The sequence below is a fragment of the Streptomyces sp. NBC_01622 genome (genome assembly GCF_045209635.1).
Classification (GTDB): domain Bacteria; phylum Actinomycetota; class Actinomycetes; order Streptomycetales; family Streptomycetaceae; genus Streptomyces.
Genome location: NZ_CP109293.1, coordinates 5571136 through 5589331, shown reverse-complemented (window position 1 = coordinate 5589331; position 18196 = coordinate 5571136). Strand labels below are relative to the sequence as shown.

22 protein-coding genes, 1 tRNA gene and 1 other RNA gene are annotated in these 18196 nt (G+C 65.9%); 19 read left to right on the top strand and 5 right to left on the bottom strand.

All coding sequences use genetic code 11. The features are described 5' to 3' along the window. Nucleotides 1–243: 243 nt before the first annotated feature. From OH768_RS25600 to OH768_RS25580, 5 genes are all read left to right on the top strand, one after another. Nucleotides 244–1116: an SMODS domain-containing nucleotidyltransferase gene (locus tag OH768_RS25600; protein ID WP_406457296.1), complete on the top strand. Its 873-nt coding sequence runs from the start codon at nucleotides 244–246 to the stop codon at nucleotides 1114–1116. A 9-nt stretch (nucleotides 1117–1125) separates the two neighbouring features. Continuing rightward, a complete protein-coding gene (locus OH768_RS25595; RefSeq protein WP_406457294.1) occupies nucleotides 1126–2007 on the top strand; it encodes an S-4TM family putative pore-forming effector in 882 nt (293 codons plus the stop codon). Nucleotides 2008–2792: 785 nt separating this feature from the next. Then, a complete protein-coding gene (locus tag OH768_RS25590; RefSeq protein ID WP_406457292.1) occupies nucleotides 2793–3908 on the top strand; it encodes an AAA family ATPase in 1116 nt (371 codons plus the stop codon). A 2-nt stretch (nucleotides 3909–3910) separates the two neighbouring features. After that, nucleotides 3911–4510: a hypothetical protein gene (locus OH768_RS25585; RefSeq protein ID WP_406457290.1), complete on the top strand. Its 600-nt coding sequence runs from the start codon at nucleotides 3911–3913 to the stop codon at nucleotides 4508–4510. Between the two features lie 410 nt (nucleotides 4511–4920). After that, nucleotides 4921–5355, top strand: coding sequence for a hypothetical protein (locus OH768_RS25580; RefSeq protein WP_406457288.1), 435 nt, complete (start codon nucleotides 4921–4923; stop codon nucleotides 5353–5355). An 18-nt stretch (nucleotides 5356–5373) separates the two neighbouring features. Here OH768_RS25580 and OH768_RS25575 read toward each other — a convergent pair whose 3' ends face one another. Genes OH768_RS25575 through OH768_RS25565 form a run of 3 tightly spaced genes read right to left on the bottom strand, consistent with a single transcriptional unit; the run spans nucleotide 5374 to nucleotide 6633 of the window. Beyond that, nucleotides 5374–5757, bottom strand: coding sequence for a hypothetical protein (locus tag OH768_RS25575; protein ID WP_406457286.1), 384 nt, complete (start codon nucleotides 5755–5757; stop codon nucleotides 5374–5376). After that, complete coding sequence (locus OH768_RS25570) at nucleotides 5751–6179, bottom strand: ATP-binding protein (RefSeq protein WP_406457284.1); 429 nt, start codon at nucleotides 6177–6179, stop codon at nucleotides 5751–5753. The genes OH768_RS25575 and OH768_RS25570 overlap by 7 nt, the downstream gene beginning before the upstream one ends. A 46-nt stretch (nucleotides 6180–6225) precedes the next feature. Then, nucleotides 6226–6633, bottom strand: coding sequence for an NUDIX hydrolase (locus OH768_RS25565; protein ID WP_200715647.1), 408 nt, complete (start codon nucleotides 6631–6633; stop codon nucleotides 6226–6228). Between the two features lie 110 nt (nucleotides 6634–6743). Here OH768_RS25565 and OH768_RS25560 point away from each other — a divergent pair, with 110 nt between their 5' ends. From OH768_RS25560 to OH768_RS25525, 8 genes are all read left to right on the top strand, one after another. Then, nucleotides 6744–7532, top strand: coding sequence for a GntR family transcriptional regulator (locus tag OH768_RS25560; RefSeq protein ID WP_406457282.1), 789 nt, complete (start codon nucleotides 6744–6746; stop codon nucleotides 7530–7532). 168 nt (nucleotides 7533–7700) lie between these two features. Beyond that, a complete protein-coding gene (locus OH768_RS25555) occupies nucleotides 7701–8057 on the top strand; it encodes a hypothetical protein (protein WP_200715642.1) in 357 nt (118 codons plus the stop codon). Next, nucleotides 8057–9439: an FtsK/SpoIIIE domain-containing protein gene (locus OH768_RS25550; protein WP_406457279.1), complete on the top strand. Its 1383-nt coding sequence runs from the start codon at nucleotides 8057–8059 to the stop codon at nucleotides 9437–9439. The genes OH768_RS25555 and OH768_RS25550 overlap by 1 nt, the downstream gene beginning before the upstream one ends. A gap of 82 nt (nucleotides 9440–9521) precedes the next feature. Further along, on the top strand, nucleotides 9522–10148 hold the full coding sequence (locus tag OH768_RS25545; RefSeq protein WP_406457277.1) for a DUF2637 domain-containing protein: 627 nt from the start codon (nucleotides 9522–9524) through the stop codon (nucleotides 10146–10148). Nucleotides 10149–10160: 12 nt separating this feature from the next. Next, complete coding sequence (locus OH768_RS25540; RefSeq protein WP_406457275.1) at nucleotides 10161–10352, top strand: hypothetical protein; 192 nt, start codon at nucleotides 10161–10163, stop codon at nucleotides 10350–10352. Continuing rightward, a complete protein-coding gene (locus OH768_RS25535; RefSeq protein WP_406457273.1) occupies nucleotides 10349–10540 on the top strand; it encodes a mobile element transfer protein in 192 nt (63 codons plus the stop codon). Before OH768_RS25540 ends, OH768_RS25535 begins: the two co-directional genes overlap by 4 nt. A 16-nt stretch (nucleotides 10541–10556) precedes the next feature. Continuing rightward, nucleotides 10557–10751, top strand: coding sequence for a hypothetical protein (locus tag OH768_RS25530; RefSeq protein WP_019075277.1), 195 nt, complete (start codon nucleotides 10557–10559; stop codon nucleotides 10749–10751). A 25-nt stretch (nucleotides 10752–10776) separates the two neighbouring features. Next, a complete protein-coding gene (locus OH768_RS25525) occupies nucleotides 10777–11019 on the top strand; it encodes a SpdD protein (RefSeq protein ID WP_406465440.1) in 243 nt (80 codons plus the stop codon). Between the two features lie 143 nt (nucleotides 11020–11162). Here OH768_RS25525 and OH768_RS25520 read toward each other — a convergent pair whose 3' ends face one another. After that, nucleotides 11163–11315 (bottom strand): hypothetical protein, encoded by a 153-nt coding sequence (locus OH768_RS25520; protein ID WP_406457271.1) that lies wholly within the window; start codon nucleotides 11313–11315, stop codon nucleotides 11163–11165. Here OH768_RS25520 and OH768_RS25515 point away from each other — a divergent pair. From OH768_RS25515 to OH768_RS25505, 3 genes are read left to right on the top strand one after another with little or no spacing between them, the layout of a single operon-like run. Beyond that, a complete protein-coding gene (locus tag OH768_RS25515; RefSeq protein ID WP_406465438.1) occupies nucleotides 11241–12473 on the top strand; it encodes a replication initiator in 1233 nt (410 codons plus the stop codon). The genes OH768_RS25520 and OH768_RS25515 overlap by 75 nt on opposite strands. Next, nucleotides 12466–12699 (top strand): excisionase family DNA-binding protein, encoded by a 234-nt coding sequence (locus OH768_RS25510; protein ID WP_405841700.1) that lies wholly within the window; start codon nucleotides 12466–12468, stop codon nucleotides 12697–12699. Before OH768_RS25515 ends, OH768_RS25510 begins: the two co-directional genes overlap by 8 nt. Nucleotides 12700–12711: 12 nt before the next feature. Further along, on the top strand, nucleotides 12712–13962 hold the full coding sequence (locus tag OH768_RS25505) for a tyrosine-type recombinase/integrase (protein WP_406457268.1): 1251 nt from the start codon (nucleotides 12712–12714) through the stop codon (nucleotides 13960–13962). A 79-nt stretch (nucleotides 13963–14041) separates the two neighbouring features. Here OH768_RS25505 and OH768_RS25500 read toward each other — a convergent pair. Then, nucleotides 14042–14129: transfer RNA gene (locus OH768_RS25500), tRNA-Ser, on the bottom strand. A 71-nt stretch (nucleotides 14130–14200) separates the two neighbouring features. On the opposite strand from OH768_RS25500, the gene ffs reads away from it, so the two are divergent. The 3 genes from ffs (at nucleotide 14201) to purD (ending at nucleotide 18113) form a co-directional block, all read left to right on the top strand. Continuing rightward, an RNA gene (gene ffs, locus OH768_RS25495) (signal recognition particle sRNA small type) lies at nucleotides 14201–14299 on the top strand. A 110-nt stretch (nucleotides 14300–14409) separates the two neighbouring features. After that, on the top strand, nucleotides 14410–16728 hold the full coding sequence (locus OH768_RS25490) for a DNA polymerase III subunit gamma and tau (protein ID WP_406457266.1): 2319 nt from the start codon (nucleotides 14410–14412) through the stop codon (nucleotides 16726–16728). A 131-nt stretch (nucleotides 16729–16859) separates the two neighbouring features. After that, nucleotides 16860–18113: a phosphoribosylamine--glycine ligase gene (gene purD / locus OH768_RS25485; RefSeq protein WP_406457264.1), complete on the top strand. Its 1254-nt coding sequence runs from the start codon at nucleotides 16860–16862 to the stop codon at nucleotides 18111–18113. Nucleotides 18114–18196 lie beyond the last annotated feature (83 nt).

The following is an 18196-nucleotide window of genomic DNA, read 5'->3' as shown; positions in this document are numbered from 1 at the left end:
CAGTGCGCGTCCCCCGGTGTTCTTCGCACTGTCTGGTACAAGCTGGGAGAGCGTTTGGCCACTCTTGCGGGAGGAGGCGGCTTGGTCGAGGTACACGTAGCCAGCGCGCTCGCCCAGGGCTAGCGGTCAGGCCAGCCTCACAAACGTGCGCTAGCTGAGCTAAACCCAAGACTGTTCCGGAAACTTCCGATATCGTCGAACGCAAGTGATGATTTGGTTTATTTGGGGAACAGAAGTCTCTACATGGACGCACGGGTAGGCGCAGCCTTTAATCGATTCTACGAATTGATCACACCTTCTAAGCAACAGGTTGAGCGAGCGCTTGAGCGTGTAGAAAAAGTGGCCACAAAAATGCGCGAGATGCCGTCAGTGGGATCGCCCATATTTGTGCAGCATAGAGTAATGGGGTCCTATGCAAGGCGGACGGCGATTCGGGGACACAGCGACGTCGATGTCATGCTGGAATTTGAGAGGGTGACTCCGATTGAGATTTTGGGATCGCACACCCTGCTGACGGGCATTAGGGAAACGCTTGGGCAAGTAGAAGATTCTACTGTTCAGGTTTATGAGTTCCAAGAGGTTGTCAGGCTAGAATATTCGGACGGAATCTCCTTGGATCTCCTTCCTGCCGTGAAGGGTGATCGAAAAGGCTACCTATTTCCGGATGGTAGCGATGGATGGAGGATTACGGACCCTTGCGCCCAAGAAGATTATTTCAAGCGGCAGGACATTGCGTCAGAAATCTGCTTGCCTAAGTTCACTAGAGGGTTGAAGCAATGGAATGCAAAACATGGAGGTATGGTTCGTTCCTACCATCTCGAATCTCTTGCTGCCGAACTTGCTCCGCAGCTGAATAGTGATTATTCGATCGCTAGTTTCGAATTCTTTGAGTTGGCATCGAGAAGTATAAACATAGCAGATCCGGCTCGTCATCAAGGAGACCTTTCTGAGTATCTTGCGAAGTCAGAAAGGGCGGCTTTCGAGTCACTCTGCAAAGCGTCGGCAGGGAAGTCGATTTCAGCGCTTATCGCACAAAGCGAAGGAGAGCAGGGGCGAGCCGTAAGAGCCTGGGCTGACGTATACGGTCGCCCATTTCCGGAGTGGGAATATCTCTAGGGGTGCGAATTGATCAATGAAAGACAGAACGACGACCGTGGCCTACTCCTGAATAAAGCCGTCAACGCAGCACATTATTCGGCTCGTAGAGTGGAGTGGTTGCGCTACGTGCCATCTCTCGCCTTAGCTGTGACGGCTGCAGTTTTCGCGTGCCTGGAAAAAACCAATCCCGCGCTCATTATTGCGGGATTCGTGTGGGCCTTAGTATCCGCTGTACTGCTCGCCCCGCTTGCGAAGTTGCGATGCGCTGAAGCCGCGAAGTTGCAGGAGCACTTCGATACTTATGTATATGGTATGGAATGGGCCGAAAAAAATGACAAGGTGGACCCGGAGAGAATTCGCGAGTTGGCATCAAAGTTCAAAGGGGACACCAATCAGCTGTGTGACTACTATGCCGACGTGTCCGAATTCCCACTGCCAGTGGCAGTGCTATTGAGTCAGAGATCAAATGTCACCTGGGACATGCGGCTGCGGAAGCGCTGGAAGAATCTTGTTATCACGGTCCTAATCGCCTGGCTTTCACTTGGAGTGACGCTCGGCGTATTGACAAATCTAACTACCATGAATCTATTGCTGAGGTGGTATGCGCCTTCGCTGGCGGTTGTATCTCTTGCTTGGGAGGTTATTAACTCTCAGCGACAGACCATAACAGATAGGTCAGCTGTGAAAGCTCGGATCTCGTCCGAACTTGAATGGGCAACCCTGCAACTATCTGCACAACAAAAGAAGAGGCTCATCAAATCTTGCAGGAAAATTCAAGATGATATCTTCGCTGTGCGAAGTAAAGCCACTAGAGTGCCGCAGTTCTTTTACTCGCGTTATCGCGAGACGGATGACTCTCGGATGAAGTCGGCCATTGAGGATATGAAGAACGAGTTCGAGACTGCTTGAGTCGCCGAGTGTGGGGCTTGCACATCAACACAGTTGGCGGAGCCCAATAATGGCGAGACAAGACTTGATCTTCTTGCTCTGGGGTCTTGTCAGGGATCTTGGGAGCTGGATCTGCGCTTGGCATGCCAATGGCCGTGTGTTCCTGACGGGGCGTGATTGGTCGCCATTGGCTGCTACCGAGCGACGTTGGATGGCCAGGCATGGCCCAATTTGGATCGATGCACGGCCCGTCTGAGCCTTGGCCGACGACAGTCCGCCACGACGGCGGGATAGCCGACTGGCAGGGCGCGCGTATGCCTCGCTGTACCCGTACCGTCCTTAGCCACGCTGCCAGTGTCGACGACGAGAGTAAGTCGGGACGGCCGGCGCGTGAAGGCCACTCAGAACTCTTTGCTCCTCAAGACTCGGCTTAGGAAGCGTGGTCGATCTAGGGATTGTTGCCATGCTGACCTCCGATCGAGGAGTCTCATCTCCAGGTCAGCTGATGGTTGGTGTCTGCGGTTCGCCGCAGGATCTGGGATGCGGCGATCTCTCTCCCACCCCCACGAGATACCTGGCTGGGAAACTGTACGAGTAGTAAACAGGCGGCCCCCTCCACGGCATGTGCCTGTGGACACAGCTCTAGCTGCCTGGAACGCTGACAGCGAAGCTTCCAGGGCGATACGATCTCTAATGCAAGATGGTGGCGACTCCTCAAATCCCAGGGAGGGCGTATGAGTGACACTAACGATGAGACTGCTCCTGAACCTCTAGAGCGAAGGAGCATGCGCTTTACTAGCCTTCAAGTGGCCAACTGGAGAAACTTCACAAGCTTCTCCGTTGATCTACAGCAGAGGATGTTCTTGGTTGGCCCTAATGCCTCGGGAAAGTCAAATTTCCTGGACTGCTTTCGATTCCTTGCTGAAATCGTCTCCGTGGGAGGTGGATTTGAGGCGGCAGTTGCTAAGCGAGGTGGCGTAAGCATGATTCGATCGTTCGCTGCTCGAAGGTATCCGTCGATTTCTCTAAAGGTGACACTCGGAAACGATGTGGTTCCCAATGAGTGGCACTATGAACTACAGTTCAAGCAAGACAATAATCGCCGACCAATTATCGAGTCAGAGGTTGTAAAATATCGCGGGAAAGATGTGCTTCGTAGGCCCGATGCAGGCGATCGTGATGATGCTGAGCGCCTGAAGCAGACCCATCTGGAGCAGGTGAATGTCAACCGTAAATTCAGGGTCGTTGCTGAGTTTTTCTCGAGCTTGAGTTACATGCACATCGTCCCTCAACTCGTTCGCGAGCCAGACCGATCTGTCGGCAAAAAGAATGATCCGTTTGGCGGCGACTTCCTTGAGCAGATCGCTAGAACCCCGAAGGCTACACGCGATTCTAGGCTGCGCAAAATTGTTGATGCGCTCAAGGTTGCAGTTCCCCAGCTGCAAACTCTTGAACTACAGCCAGATATTCGTGGAGTTCCTCACCTTCGGGGCAAGTATCAACACTGGAGGCCGAACGGTGCCTGGCAATCGGAGGACCATTTCTCTGATGGCACCCTGCGGCTGCTCGGGTTGCTCTGGGCCGTAGCTGATTCCAAGGGGCCATTGCTCCTTGAGGAGCCTGAACTTTCGCTTCACCCTGAGGTGGTGCGCTACATCCCGCAGATGTTCGCGCGAGTTCAGCGCAGGTCTTCTCGCCAGATCCTGGTCAGCTCTCACTCCCCTGAGATCTTGAACGACTCAGGAATTGGATCAGATGAAGTTTTGGCCCTGATCCCGGAGTCGGAGGGGACTACGGTAACTTCTTTGTCCGAGCGGTCAGATCTACAGGCACTGCGCGAGGCTGGTGTGCCTCTGGGAGACATTTTGAAAGAGCTAACAGCTCCCGAAGAAGCTGGACAACTGAGCTTCTTTGTGGGGTAGGCATGAGTCAAGTCATGGTGGGGGTTGAGGGAATCTCCGACGAAGGCGCCGTTCGCTCTATCCTGCGAGAGTTTGGGCTGACGGTAAAGATGGTCCAGGGTAAGAATGGCAAAGATTCTTTGCTGAAAAGACTGCCCGCCTACAATAAGGCGGCGTTACATTTTCCCTGGTTTGTTCTTGTTGACTTGGACTCGGCTGACGGTTGTGTCGTTGAGAAGTTGTCGGCGTGGCTTCCTCAGCCCTCCGAGAATATGGTTTTTCGCGTGGCGGTTGCCGAACTTGAGGGATGGCTACTTGCAGATAGGGAAGCCATTGCCGATTTCCTTGGGGTTGCTGAAAGCAAGATTCCAAGGAATCCCGATGCGCTAGGTGACCCCAAGCAAGAGATCATCAATCTCGCACGCAAGTCGCGAAAGAGAGACATTAGAGAGGGATTGGTTCCAAGGCCCAAAAGTGGCACTTCTGTAGGCCCAACTTACGCTTCTGATATTCGGGATTTCGGGCAGAGGCAATGGAGACCCCGAGTGGCTGCAGAAGAGTCGCCCAGTTTGGCCCGCTGTCTCCAGCGAGTGGAGCAGTTGGCTGATCGACTGCGCGTGTAGCTACCGCTCGCATACGCCCGCTAACGACTTTGCGGTACAGCCAGCCGACCTGTGCGGTAAAGCACGATGTTGGGGCGATGCTCTTTGAAGCTCGCGCCAGAGTGCCTGGCTAGCATGGCGGAGCTGGCCTAGCTGTGACGTACCTTTTCTCTGACCCTCGGTGGTTGGTTGCCGTGAGCGCGGCCCGGGCGCCGGCCGGGCTGGAGCGGGGCGGAGACAGGAGCGCAGGCCCGGCCGGGGGCTGGGCCGCGCGCGGGGAGCGGAGCGAGCCGCCTTGAACCAGTAGAGAAAGTTGTAACTCAGTAGGTTGGATGGTGCTGTTGGGGGTGTGCCTCACGGCTGGGTGCTGTGCTGTCTGAGGAAAGGGCTCGCTCGTGCATCCCAGAAGGCGGTGGATGCAAGGGAGTGTCGTGAGCGCTGAGATCGGCTATGGAGCACAGCCTGATGTGATCGCGGCGCTTCTGGCCGCTGCTGGAGGCAAGGCGGTGGTGCTGTCGTATGACGAGGACCGATCGTTCGCCGCGGTGAGCTTGAGCCGCTTCGGTTCTGTGGGGTCATCTCGCCTGGACTGGAGTGGTGTTGAAGTACTCCAGAGCTCCCCAGCATTCGACGGTGGGGAGCTTCGGGGACTGTTGGGCGGGCTCGCTCGTCCGGACGAGTTGGCAGTCGTGTTCTGGGGCAATCTCGCGGTGCCCTCGCTCGCCCTGGAGGTCGGCCTGGTGGCCACGCATGCCGACATGATTTTGGAGTGCTGTTCTGAGTGCTGGGTCTACCTCGTTAACAGTGGGGTCCTGATCGAATTCCAGGATGGCGAAGGGTTCACCGCTGGCCGGGTGCCACGCTGACCTCTTGGTGGAGGCTCGTCAGCTACTGGAGCGCGGCTTGAAGTCGTATGCGCATGTGGGGAGTTCTGCGGCCTGACGGTGTGCCAGCGGCAGGAAGGTGACTGGGCTTACGGTCCAGGTGATGAGTGTTCGGGCGTGGATGACGGACACCGTCCAGGGCACGCGGCGCAACAGGGCCCGTCGGGTGTTGATGCGGTGGTCGTAGAGTCGTTCCCATGCCTCCTGGGAGGCGTCGGAGTCGAGTTCCGGTGAGATGGTGCGCAGGATCTCGGAGACCCAGTTGTTCGCCTCGGTCTCTGTGTACGCGTCGTAGGAGCCGAAGAGCGTTGGCGGCTGGCTGTCGTCCAAGTGCCGGGTCCAGCACTCGCACCAAAAGCCTGGGTCGGTCGTCGTGTTCAGCATGGGTGCCCTCCTCGTCGTACGTCCGTGAAGAGCTCCGCGGTGACCGTATGGCCGCCGTCGCTGTCGTGGATCACGACCCGGTGCGCAATGGCACTGACCATGCCCAGCCCTCGGCCGTGCTCTGCCTCCTGGTCCTGGTGCTCGGCCTTCGGAGCCGTCCCGGCGCCCCCGCCATCCGTCACTGACAGGGCGACCACCTGCGACGACACCGCAAGCGCCAGGTGGAAGCTGCCGGCCTCTCGCCCACTGGCCGTGTGCAGGATCGCGTTCGCGCTCAGCTCGCTCACGATCAGTTCGGCGTCTTCGGCCAGGGGCGAGCCGCGCAGGATGTCCCGCGTCCAGCGCCGCGCCCTGCTGACCTCTTCCGGGAAACCTGGGCAAGTGAGCCCCCAGACCCGCGCAGTGCTCGTATACTCGTGCATACAAGTTCCTTCGTGCTGGTAGGCCGCCATGTGCAGCGGGTTCGGGCTAGACGAGTTTCACGCCGTCGTGGGCGCGGATGGCCGGCGGAGACGCCGCGTCGAGTGCGTCCAGGACGCGGATCGCGTATGCCTCGTCGGCGAGTTCGGATACTTCTTCGCGGGTGGCCCAGCGCAGTGCGCGGGTCTCGTCCCCGGTGGTGGGTGTGCCGTCGGCGGCCTGGCAGCGGAAGACCAGGGAGACGATCAGCCCGGTCATGTTCTTGTAGACGCCTGTGAGGGTCGCAGGCAGTGCGATCTTGATGCCGGTTTCTTCGAGGACTTCGCGCTGGAGGGCCTCGGGGAGGGTTTCGTCTCGCTCGACGACGCCACCCGGGGGTTCCCACTTGCCGTTGTCCCGGCGCTTGATCAGGAGGGCGCGGCCGTGGTCGTCGACGATGACTCCGGCGACGCTCACGGAGTGCGGACGGTCAGTGCTCACGTTCCTCGGCCCTCCCGGCTGGCTAGGCTCTCCACCGTAGCAACAACACTCGCCCACTCGTCTAGATACCTAAAGGAGTACTCAACGTGAGCCCTCTCCGTTCCGGCCTGCTCGGCGATCTCGACCCCACGAGTGATCGTGCGGTCTTCCGGCAGATCGCCGACCAACTGCGCGAGGCCATCGACCGTGGGCGTTTCAAGGAGGGCGAAAAGCTGCCCTCCGAGGCTGACCTCGTCGAGCACTACGGGGTGTCCCGGATGACCGTCCGCAACTCCTTCTCCGTCCTCCAGGGCGAGGGCCTGGTGCACGCCGAGCACGGCAAGGGCGTCTTCGTCCGTCCCCGGCCGCCTGTACGGCGGCTCGCCTCCGACCGGTTCGCCCGCCGTCACCGCGAGCAGGGGAAGTCCGCGTTCATCGTCGAGGCCGACGCCGCCGGCAGCCATCCCCAGGTCGACAGTCTGGAGGTGAAGGAGGAGAAGGCCAGCCAGGACATCTCCACCCGGCTCGGTTCCGTGCGGCGCGTGCTCGCCCGCCGGCGCCGGTATCTCCTCGACGGGAAGCCGGTCGAGTTCGCCACCTCCTACCTCCCCCTCGACATCGCGCGCGGTACGCAGATCGCCGATCCCAACCCGGGCCCCGGCGGCATCTACGCCCGCCTCGAAGAACTCGGCCACCACCTCGACCACTTCGAGGAGGAGATCCGTGCCCGGATGCCCTCGCCCACCGAGGTGAAGACGCTCCGGCTGGCTTCCGGCGTGCCGGTGATCCACCTCGTCCGCACCGCGTACGACACGGAAGGGCGGGCGGTGGAGGTCTGCGACACGGTCATGGCGGCGGACGCGTACGTGCTGTCGTACCAGCTCCCCGCGACCTGATCGCGTGATGGGCGGTGGTGCGCGGGGGACGCTTCCCGAACTCGTACACCCCAACATGCATACTCGTATAGACGAGTGGGCAAGTTGTGTGACAGGGTGGTCCGCACGAACCCGGAGATCGGGTTCTCGGATCGCTACATGTATAGACGAGTAGATAGGGAAACTTCCTTGCGTACCATCCGTGTTGAGACCGCCGCCGCGACGATCCTGCTGACCGAGGCCCCGGAGCCGAAGGTCCGCGACCGTCAGACCGGCGAGATCGCCAAGGACGCCGTCAGCGGCGAGGCGCTGATGACGCTCGGCGTCGTCTACATCGAGGAGGGCGAGTCGTCCCTCATCAAGGTCACCGTCCCCGAGGGCGGGGTGTCCGAGGGGCTGGCGCTCGGAGCTCCGGTCTCGCTGCCGGGGCTGGTTGCCCGGCCGTGGGAGAGCGTGTTCAACGGGCAGCAGCGTCACGGCATTGCCTTCCGCGCCGCCGCCGTCACTCCGGCCGCGTTCCCGGTCACGGCCGGGGTCGCTGCCTGATGACCGACCTGACGACGCTCCTGGAGGTGGGTGGTCCCCTCGCCGCACTCGGCGGCGGGGCCGCCTACACCCGGGCCAAGCACCCGGCCGCGTACTGGTCCACGATCGGCCTGCCGATATCCACAACCCGACTGCTCAGCTCGTACGGCTCGGTCATGGAGGCCTGCGGCCTGACCGTGGCCCCGTCCCGGCTTCGCGTCCTCGCCGTCAAGGCCACCACCCGACGTGAGGTCCGGCCCGTACCGCCCCGCCGGGGCATCATCCGGCCCACCACGACCGGCCTGCGGATACGGCTGCGGCTCGCCCCGGGCCAGGAACCTGCCGACGTCGCCGCCTCCGCCGAACGACTGCGCCACGCCTGGGGAGTTCACGCCGTCTACGTCACCACCCTCAAGCCCGGCGTCGTCGAACTGCGGCTCGTCGGCTACGACGTACTGCGCCGGGTCCGCATGCCGCGTACCCGCAAGCTCCCGTCCGGCCTCCTCAAAGTGCCGGTGGCCCTGCGGGAGGATGCCACCCCGTTCGTACGGGACTACCGGACCGTTCCGCACCAACTCACCCTCGGCGCAACGCTGTCGGGCAAGTCCATGTACCTGCGCCACCTGGTCGCCGGACTCGCCCGGCAGCCTGTCGCCCTGGTCGGCATCGACTGCAAGCGGGGCGTGGAACTGTCCCCGTTCGCTGCCCGCCTCTCGGCCCTGGCCACCGACCCCGACCAGGCAGCCGACCTGCTGCCCGCACTCATCGACGAAATGGAGGACCGCTACGACCTGATCAAGTCCCGGCAGGGCATCGCCCCCAACACCCCCGACGAGGAGATCACTTCAGACATCTGGGGCCTGCCGGAGAGTGAACGCCCGGTCCCGATCGTGCTGTTCGTCGACGAGGTGGCCGAACTCTTCCTCGTCGCCACGCGCAAGGACGAGGAACGCCGCGACGAGATGGTCACCCAGCTCATCCGCCTCGCCCAACTCGGCCGCGCCGCCGGCATCTACCTCGAAGTCTGCGGACAGCGCTTCGGCGCCGAACTCGGCAAGGGCGCCACCATGCTCCGCGCCCAGCTCACCGGCCGCGTCTGCCACCGCGTCAACGACGAAGCCTCCGCCAAGATGGCCCTGGGCGACATCGCACCCGAAGCCGTCGGCGCCGCCTGCGCCATCGCCCCCGAACGCCCCGGCCTGGCCGTAGCGGGCGACACCTCCGGCGGCTGGTCCCGCATCCGCACCCCCTACTTTTCCCTCGGCGACGCCGCCGCAATCTGCCGCGACTCCGCGCACCTGGTGCCCGACCTGCCCGCGCTCAAGCGCTTCCAGCCGTATGCGCCCGCGCAACCGGTCAAAGCCCCGGGCCCCAACGTCCAGCCGCGCTCGGCAACCAACTGACCTTCTCCCAGACCGGTTTGGCGTGACCGCCTCGCGCCATATCCCTACCCCTCCCATGTCCGAACCCGGAAGGAGCCGCATCATGCGCGCCCAACTGGCCCGCGTCGACGCGGTACTCGTCCAAGCCCTCATCGCCGCCGCCCTCTCCTTCGCCCACCTGCACGACATCGCCTCGGCGGCCGGACAGGACGGGTGGAAAGCGTGGGCCTACCCCATCAGCGTCGACCTGCTGCTTGTCGCCGCCTGGCGCCGACTGCGGACCGGCGAAGCGAAGGCCTCCGGCTGGTGCTGGTTCGTCATCGCGCTGACGGCGTCCCTCGGTGCGAACGTCGCCACCGCCGGCCTGCTCGACCTCGGCGACGTCCCTGCCTGGCTGCGCATCCTCGTCGCGGGCTGGCCCGCCGTCGCCTTCCTCGGCGGAACCCTCCTCGCCCACACCACAACACCCGCAGCAACCAACGATATTGAGGCCGCCGACGTCCAGGAGGGCGCGCCCGAACCCCTGCCCGAGATGCCCGCGCAACCGGCCATCGAGGCACCACCCAACCGCCCTGCCGTGCCTGTCCCGGCCGCCCTGATCGAGCACGCACGCAAGGTCGCCGCCGAGCACCACACCCGCACCGGAACCCCCATCGACACCCCAACCCTCCGCGCCCGCCTCGGCGTCCCCGCGCCTATGGCCGAAGCCATCGCCGCCCAACTCGCCTGAGCCAGGGAGACCATGCCGCTCTTCTGCTTTAACACCGCCGCCGACTACCTCGACGCGGCCCGTCAGATGGCCGACACCGGCCGCCCGACACTGGCCCGGCTCCTCGCCGAAGAGGCCGCAGAACGCACCCCGGACCCCACCGAAGCAGCCCGCATCCTGCACGAATTCCCCGCCCCCAGCCTGCGACAGGAGAACCAGCCGTGACCCCCAACCGCCGCTTCCGCAACGTCATCCGCATCGGCCCCGTCCAGGTCGCCACGTCCTACGACGACCGGGGCCAGGAGAAGCACACCGCCGCCTGCACCGCTCCACGCTGCGGTGTCTCGCACGACTACGACAGCCGCGCCGCTGCCGAACTGGCGGCTCACACCCACCACTGCCCCGTCCGCTGAAAGGGAGTTCCATCCCGTGACCGTCAGCCTGCCGCTCGTCGTCGTTCTCGGCTTCTTCGCCTGGGGAGCGGTCAAGTTCCTCGGCGTCCGCACCTGGATCGTCGTACTGATCGCCCTGTTCGGCTTCTGGCTCTCCCACACCTTCCTCGCCCCCGCCATCGAGTCCGGCACGCGCTCCGGCGTGGGTGTCGTAAACGGCTCACATGACTAGACGAGTAGATGAGAAAGGGTTCGCCGTGTTCCTGCCCAAGTACCCAGACAACCCGACCCCGCCGCCCGCACACACCCACACCCCGGCCGACCCGCTGCCCGTACGGCGCTCGCTCCCGCCGGTCGCCATCGACCGCAACACGGTCGTCGCCCTGGTCGTCGGCGGAGTCGTCCTCACCGCGCTCCTGGCCGCCGTCGCCGTAACGGCCATCTCCGTAGCCATAGCCGCCGTGGTCCTGCGCTCGATGCTCCGCGACCACCGCCGCTGAACGACTCCCTGAACAACCCCTGGCCTCCGGGGCGGCGGCACACGACCAAGCATTTCGCCGCCCCGGGGCCCGTCTCTCCTGACCGAGCCAGCCAGAAGGAGCAAGCCATCTTCACCCGCCCCACCCCGGCCCCACTCCCCGAACTAGCGAACCTGGCCGCGCAAGGCACCCTCCCGGGTATCCTCCGCCAACTCTCCGGCCTCGGCGGCTGCACCAACCCCATCCGCCTCGACGGCCACCGCACCGAATACGACCTCGACACCACCACCGGCCAGATCGGCACCGTCCTCCACCACCTCAACTCCTCGACCCTCCCGGCTGGCCAACTCCTCGTCCGCTGCAACAACCGCCGCACCACCCGCTGCCCGGCCTGCTCCGAGGTCTACCGCCGCGACACCTTCCACCTGATCACCGCAGGATTGCGCGGAGGCAAGGGCACCCCCGAACACGTCGCCACCCACCCCCGCGTCTTCGCCACCTTCACCGCCCCCGGCTTCGGCCCGGTCCACAACCGCCGCACCGACGGCCGCCCCTGCCGCTGCGGCGTCCACCACGACCAAGACGACGACACCCTCGGCACCCCACTCAACCCGGACACCTACGACTACGAAGCCGCCGTCCTCTGGAACGCCCACGCCGGTCCCCTCTGGCGCCGCTTCTCCACCTACCTGCGCCGAGAGGTCGCCAAGCGCGCAGGCCTCTCCCAGCGTCGGTTCCGCGACCACGCGCGCGTGTCCTTCGCCAAGGTTGCCGAGTACCAGAAGCGCGGAGCCGTCCACTTTCACGCCGTGATCCGCATCGACGGCCCCACCGGCGGAGACACTTCACCCCCGCCCTGGGCCACGGCCGAGCTGCTCACCGACGCGATCCGTGCCGCCGCACCCAAGGTCCACGTGGACGGCCCGACCATCGACGACCGCACCCACACCTTCACCTTCGGTCGCCAACTCGACGTCCGCACCATCCGATCCGCCGACTTCAACAACGGCCAGGAACTCACCGAACGAGCCGTCGCTGCTTACATCGCCAAGTACGCAACCAAGGGCGCCGAGACAGCCACGGGAGCGCTCGACCGCCCCCTCAAGTTCGCCACCGAACTCGCCCACCTCGACATCAGCGAACATGCCCGGCGCCTCATCCGAACGGCTTGGACTCTTGGCGCTCGGAAGAGCCTGGAGCACCTCCGCCTGCGCGCCTGGGCCCACATGCTCGGCTTCCGCGGCCACTTCTCCACCAAATCCCGCCGGTACTCCACCACCCTCGGGGCCCTCCGAGACGCCCGAACCGAACGGCGCCGAGCACAAGCCACACCCGCCAACGGCCCCACCACCAACACCACGTACGTACTCGCGCACTGGGTTTTCGCCGGAACCGGCCTCTCCTCTACCGAAGCCTGGCTCGCCGAATCCCTCGAACCCGCCCCCGGCACGGAAGGAGAGCCCACCCGTGGCTGAGCCGCGAGCCCTGACCGCTGTCCCGGAACTGGCCGACCCGTCCTTGGTCCTGCTGACCGTCGAAGAGGCGGCACGGCGACTCCGTATCGGCCGTACGACGTGCTTCAAGCTCGTGCTCGCGGGCGAGATCGAATCGGTCACGGTCGGTCGACTCCGCCGAGTTCCGGCTGAGGCGCTGCCCGCCTACGTCACCCAACTCCGCCGCCGTCCCTCCGCAGCGGCCTGAGGGGGGGGCGACATGGCAGAGACCAAACGCACTCGCCAGCCCAACGGCGCCTCCTCCATCTACCTCGGCAAGGACGGCAAATGGCACGGCCGCGTGACGGTCGGCGTCCGCGATGACGGCAAGCCTGACCGCCGTCACGTCGAGCGGAAGACGAAAGCCGAAGTGACCAAAGCCGTACGCGAGTTGGAACGGGCCCGCGACGACAAGAAGCTCCGGAAGCCGGGCAAGGGCTGGACCGTCCAGAGCTGGCTTGAGCACTGGGTCGAGAACATCGCCAAGCCGTACGTCTCCGAGAACACGTATGCCGGATACGAGGTGGACGTACGTGTTCACCTGGTCCCGGGCCTCGGCGCCCACCGACTCGATCGGCTGGAGCCCGAGCACTTGGAGCGCTTCTACCAAAAGATGCAGAGCAACGGCAGCGCGGCTGGCACCGCCCACCACGTGCACCGCACGGTCCGTACGGCTCTCAGCGAGGCAGTACGGCGCGGACACGTGCCCACCAACGCGGCCGAGATCGCCAAGGCGCCTCGACTCGAAGAGGAGGACATCGAGCCGTACACGATCGAAGAGGTACAGAGCCTGCTCGTCGAAGCGGCCAAGCTCCGCAACAGCGCGCGTTGGGTGGTCGCCCTGGCGCTTGGTCTCCGTCAAGGCGAGGCACTCGGCCTGCACTGGGAAGACGTCGACCTCACCGCCGGGTACGTCCGCATCCGCAAGAACCGACTCCGCCCCAAGTACGCGCACGGCTGCGGTGCCAACCCGTGCGGCCGGAAAGCTGGTTATTGCCCCAAGCGGGAGCAGACCCGGCGCGAGCACAAGTCCACCAAGTCCCGAGCTGGACGGCGCACCATCGGCCTGCCCGATCCGCTGATCAAGATTCTCCGCCAGCACCAGGAAGCCCAGGAACGGGAGCGCATCGCGGCCGGCGCCGACTGGGAGGGCAAGGGGTACGTCTTCGCCTCACCGATCGGCGGCCCTCTCAGCCCCAACACCGACTTCCACACCTGGAAGCGGCTTCTCCGGGACGCGGGCGTGCGCAACGGCCGTCTCCACGACGCTCGCCACACCGCCGCGACCGTCCTCCTGATCCTCGGGGTCCCCGACGTCGTGATCGACTCGATCATGGGTTGGGAGCCCGGGGGAGCGGCCCGGATGCGCGCTCGGTACATGCACGTGACGGGGACCATGCTTCGCAAAGTCGCCCAGCAAGTTGGCGACGCCCTTTGGGAGCTCCCGAAAACGGACTCAGAGACAAACTGAGACGGAAACTGAGACGGACAACGACGAAGGGCCCCACCGCGAACGGTGGGGCCCTTCGACATCGTGCCCGGTGAGGCACTGGCGGAGGATACGAGATTCGAACTCGTGAGGGGTTGCCCCCAACACGCTTTCCAAGCGTGCGCCCTAGGCCACTAGGCGAATCCTCCGCCGCAAACAATACAAGACGTTGAGGAGTGCTCGCGAACTCGTTCCCCCCGCTCAGATCCTGTAGCCTGTGCGGAGCCCCTCACGCGGCGCTATCTGACTGAACTCCCCCAGGGCCGGAAGGCAGCAAGGGTAGGTTGGCTCTGGCGGGTGCGTGGGGGGCGCTCACGTTTCCGGTGTCAGTTCCTCCTGCGTCTGCCGCCCCGGCGTCTGCCGCTCCCGCGTCCGCGCGAGCTCGCCCGTCGGCCCCCGTTGTCAGTGCGCGCCTATAACCTCGTACGCGTGTCGTCTCTCGCGCTGTATCGCCGTTATCGCCCGGAGTCGTTCGCCGAGGTCATCGGGCAGGAGCATGTAACCGACCCGTTGCAGCAGGCGCTGCGGAACAACCGGGTCAATCACGCGTACCTGTTCAGCGGGCCGCGCGGCTGCGGCAAGACCACGAGCGCGCGCATCCTGGCCCGCTGTCTGAACTGCGAGAAGGGCCCCACGCCCACGCCCTGCGGCGAGTGCCTGTCCTGCCGCGACCTCGCGCGCAACGGGCCCGGATCGATCGACGTGATCGAGATCGACGCCGCTTCGCACGGTGGTGTGGACGACGCCCGTGAGCTGCGCGAGAAGGCCTTCTTCGGGCCCGCGAGCAGCCGGTACAAGATCTACATCATCGACGAGGCCCACATGGTCACGTCGGCCGGCTTCAACGCCCTGCTCAAGGTCGTCGAGGAGCCCCCGGAGCACCTCAAGTTCATCTTCGCGACCACCGAGCCCGAGAAGGTCATCGGGACGATTCGGTCGCGGACCCATCACTATCCCTTCCGGCTCGTGCCGCCGGGCACGCTTCGCGACTACCTCGGTGAGGTGTGCGGGCGGGAGAACATCCCCGTTGAGGACGGCGTGCTGCCGCTCGTCGTGCGCGCGGGCGCCGGTTCCGTGCGTGACTCCATGTCCGTCATGGACCAGTTGCTCGCGGGGGCGAGCACCGACGGTGTGACCTACGCCATGGCGACCTCCCTCCTCGGCTACACGGACGCCTCGCTGCTCGACTCCGTGGTCGAGGCCTTCGCCACGGGTGACGGCGCCGCCGCCTTCGAGGTCGTCGACCACGTCATGGAGGGGGGCAACGACCCCCGCCGTTTCGTCGCCGACCTGCTGGAACGCCTCCGTGACCTGGTGATCCTCGCCGCCGTGCCCGACGCCCTCGAGAAGGGCCTCATCGACGCCCCGGCCGACGTCCTGGAACGCATGCAGGCACAGGCCGGCACCTTCGGCGCGGCCGAACTCAGCCGCGCCGCCGACCTCGTCAACACCGGCCTGACCGAGATGCGCGGCGCCACCTCCCCCCGCCTCCAGCTGGAACTCATCTGCGCCCGCGTGATGCTCCCCGCCGCGTACGGCGACGAGCAGTCGGTCATGGCCCGCCTCGACCGGCTCGAACGAGGCGTCAACTTCGCGGGCGGCGGAGCGCCCGCCATGGGATACGTCCCCGGACCCGACGCCCACGGCGGCCACCCCCAGGCGCAGCCGCAGCCGCAGACGCACACCCAGGCTCAGGCCCAGGGGTACGGAGGAGGCGGCGCCGCACCCGTCCCGCCGGGCGGCGGTGTCGCTGCCGCCCGGGCCGCGGTACGAGGTCCAGGGGCACCCGGCACCGCCCCGGCCCCCGCCCCCGCGACGCCGCCGGAGCAGGCCCCCGCCCCCACCCCCGCCGCCTACTCCCAGCCCGCCCCGCCGCCCCAGGCGCCCCCACAGCCGCAACCCCAGGCACAACCCCCTGCCTCCGCCTCCGCCCCCGGCGCCTGGCCCACCGCCACCGCCGCAGGCAGCGGGCGCCGCCCGGGCGGCTGGCCCACGGCAACCCCGGCGGGCGGCGGCCAGCCCCCGTCCGCCCACAGCGCACCCGCACCCCCGCCCGCACCCGCCGCCGTAGCCGCCCCTGCGCCCCAGGCGCACGCTGCGGCGGCCCCCGCTCAACCCCCGGCCGGCGGCCTCGACCCCCGCATGCTCTGGCCGAACATCCTGGAAGTGGTGAAGAACCGCCGCCGTTTCACCTGGATCCTGCTCAGCCAGAACGCGCAGGTCACCGGCTTCGACGGCACGACCCTCCAGATCGGCTTCGTCAACGCCGGGGCGCGGGACAACTTCAACAGCAGCGGCAGCGAGGACGTACTGAAGCAGGCGCTGGCCGAGCAGTTCAACGTCCAGTGGAAGATCGAGGCGGTCGTCGACCCGTCGGGCGGCGGCACCCCGCCCCCGCAGCCGGGCGGCGGCTCGTACGGCGGTGGTGGCGGCTTCGGTGGTGCCGCATCCGGTGGCTACGGCGCCCCCGGCCCAGGTACGCCCACCCCCCGCCCGGCATCCCCGCAGCCCACCCCCGCCTCCGCGCCCGCACCCACGAACACCACGAACTCACCCTCGGCACAGGCGCCCGCCCAGCCCCAGCCCCCTGCAGCCCCGTCCCCGGCCCCCGTCCACCGCACCGTCTCCGCCGAGGACGACACCCCTGAGGACGACGACCCCGACCTCGACGAGTCGGCCCTCTCCGGCCACGAACTGATCGTGCGGGAGCTGGGCGCAACGGTGATGGAGGAGTTCACCAACGAGTAGGGAGCGATTGAGCAGGGCCCCCTACGGCCACTCCGACACCGCCCCGCACGACCACTCGCTACCGCCCCTCACGACCACCTCACGACCCGCCCCGGACCGGCACGCCCTCCCCGTGTCCTAGGCTGACCCCCGTGAAGGTCCTCGTCATCGGTACCGGTGCCCGCGAACACGCCCTCTGCCGTTCCCTGTCCCTAGACCCAGACGTCACCGAACTGCACTGCGCCCCCGGCAACGCCGGCATCGCCGAGGTCGCCGAGCTGCACCCGGTCGACGCCCTCGACGGCGCCGCCGTGGCCGCGCTGGCCACGGAGCTCGGTGCCGAGCTGGTCGTGGTCGGTCCGGAGGCACCCCTCGTCGCCGGGGTCGCCGACGCCGTGCGCGAGGCGGGCATCCCGGTCTTCGGCCCCTCCGGGGAGGCCGCGCAGCTGGAGGGCTCCAAGGCCTTCGCCAAGGAAGTGATGGCGGCGGCCAGTGTTCCGACCGCCCGCTCGTATGTCTGTACGACGCCGGAAGAGGTCGACGAGGCTCTCGACGCCTTCGGTGCGCCGTACGTCGTGAAGGACGACGGACTGGCCGCCGGCAAGGGTGTCGTGGTGACCGACGACCTCGCCGCGGCGAAGGCGCACGCCAACGCCTGTGAGCGGGTCGTCATCGAGGAGTTCCTCGACGGGCCCGAGGTGTCGCTCTTCGCGATCACCGACGGTGTGACCGTCGTCCCGCTCCAGCCCGCGCAGGACTTCAAGCGCGCGCTCGACGGTGACGAGGGCCCGAACACCGGCGGCATGGGCGCGTACTCCCCGCTGCCGTGGGCCGACCCGAAGCTGGTGGAGGAAGTACTCCAGTCCGTCCTCCAGCCGACCGTCGACGAGCTGCGGCGCCGCGGCACCCCCTTCTCCGGCCTCCTCTACGCCGGCCTCGCGATCACGTCGCGCGGTGTGCGGGTCATCGAGTTCAACGCCCGCTTCGGCGACCCGGAGACCCAGGTGGTCCTGGCCCGCCTGAAGACCCCGCTGGCCGGCGTCCTGCTCGCCGCGGCGAACGGCACGCTCGAAGACCTGGCCCCGCTGCGCTGGAGCGAGGACGCGGCGGTCACCGTCGTCATCGCCTCGCACAACTACCCCGACACCCCGCGCACCGGCGACCCGATCACCGGCCTCGACGAGGTGGCCGCGCAGGACGCCCCGCACGCCTACGTGCTGCACGCCGGGACCGGGCGCGACGGCGACGACGTCGTCAGCGCGGGCGGCCGGGTCCTGTCCGTCACGGCCACCGGCACGGACCTCACGCAGGCCCGCGAACGCGCGTACGCGGCCGTGGCCCGCGTCCGCCTCGACGGCTCCCAGCACCGGACGGACATCGCGGCGAAGGCGGCGGCGGGCGGGTGACCCCAAGCGCTCCCGCGCGCCGATGAACCCCACAGGCCCCGATCCCGTCTCAGGATTCGGGGCCTGATCCTTGCCCTCCGTCA

Bases quoted from the DNA above. Each gene is read 5' to 3' on its own strand.
- OH768_RS25600 (WP_406457296.1), top strand. From the start codon at position 244: ATGGACGCACGGGTAGGCGCAGCCTTTAATCGATTCTACGAATTGATC.
- OH768_RS25585 (WP_406457290.1), top strand. From the start codon at position 3,911: ATGAGTCAAGTCATGGTGGGGGTTGAGGGAATCTCCGACGAAGGCGCC.
- OH768_RS25575 (WP_406457286.1), bottom strand. From the start codon at position 5,757: ATGCTGAACACGACGACCGACCCAGGCTTTTGGTGCGAGTGCTGGACC.
- OH768_RS25570 (WP_406457284.1), bottom strand. From the start codon at position 6,179: ATGCACGAGTATACGAGCACTGCGCGGGTCTGGGGGCTCACTTGCCCA.
- OH768_RS25550 (WP_406457279.1), top strand. From the start codon at position 8,057: ATGACCGACCTGACGACGCTCCTGGAGGTGGGTGGTCCCCTCGCCGCA.
- OH768_RS25545 (WP_406457277.1), top strand. From the start codon at position 9,522: ATGCGCGCCCAACTGGCCCGCGTCGACGCGGTACTCGTCCAAGCCCTC.
- OH768_RS25540 (WP_406457275.1), top strand. From the start codon at position 10,161: ATGCCGCTCTTCTGCTTTAACACCGCCGCCGACTACCTCGACGCGGCC.
- OH768_RS25505 (WP_406457268.1), top strand. From the start codon at position 12,712: ATGGCAGAGACCAAACGCACTCGCCAGCCCAACGGCGCCTCCTCCATC.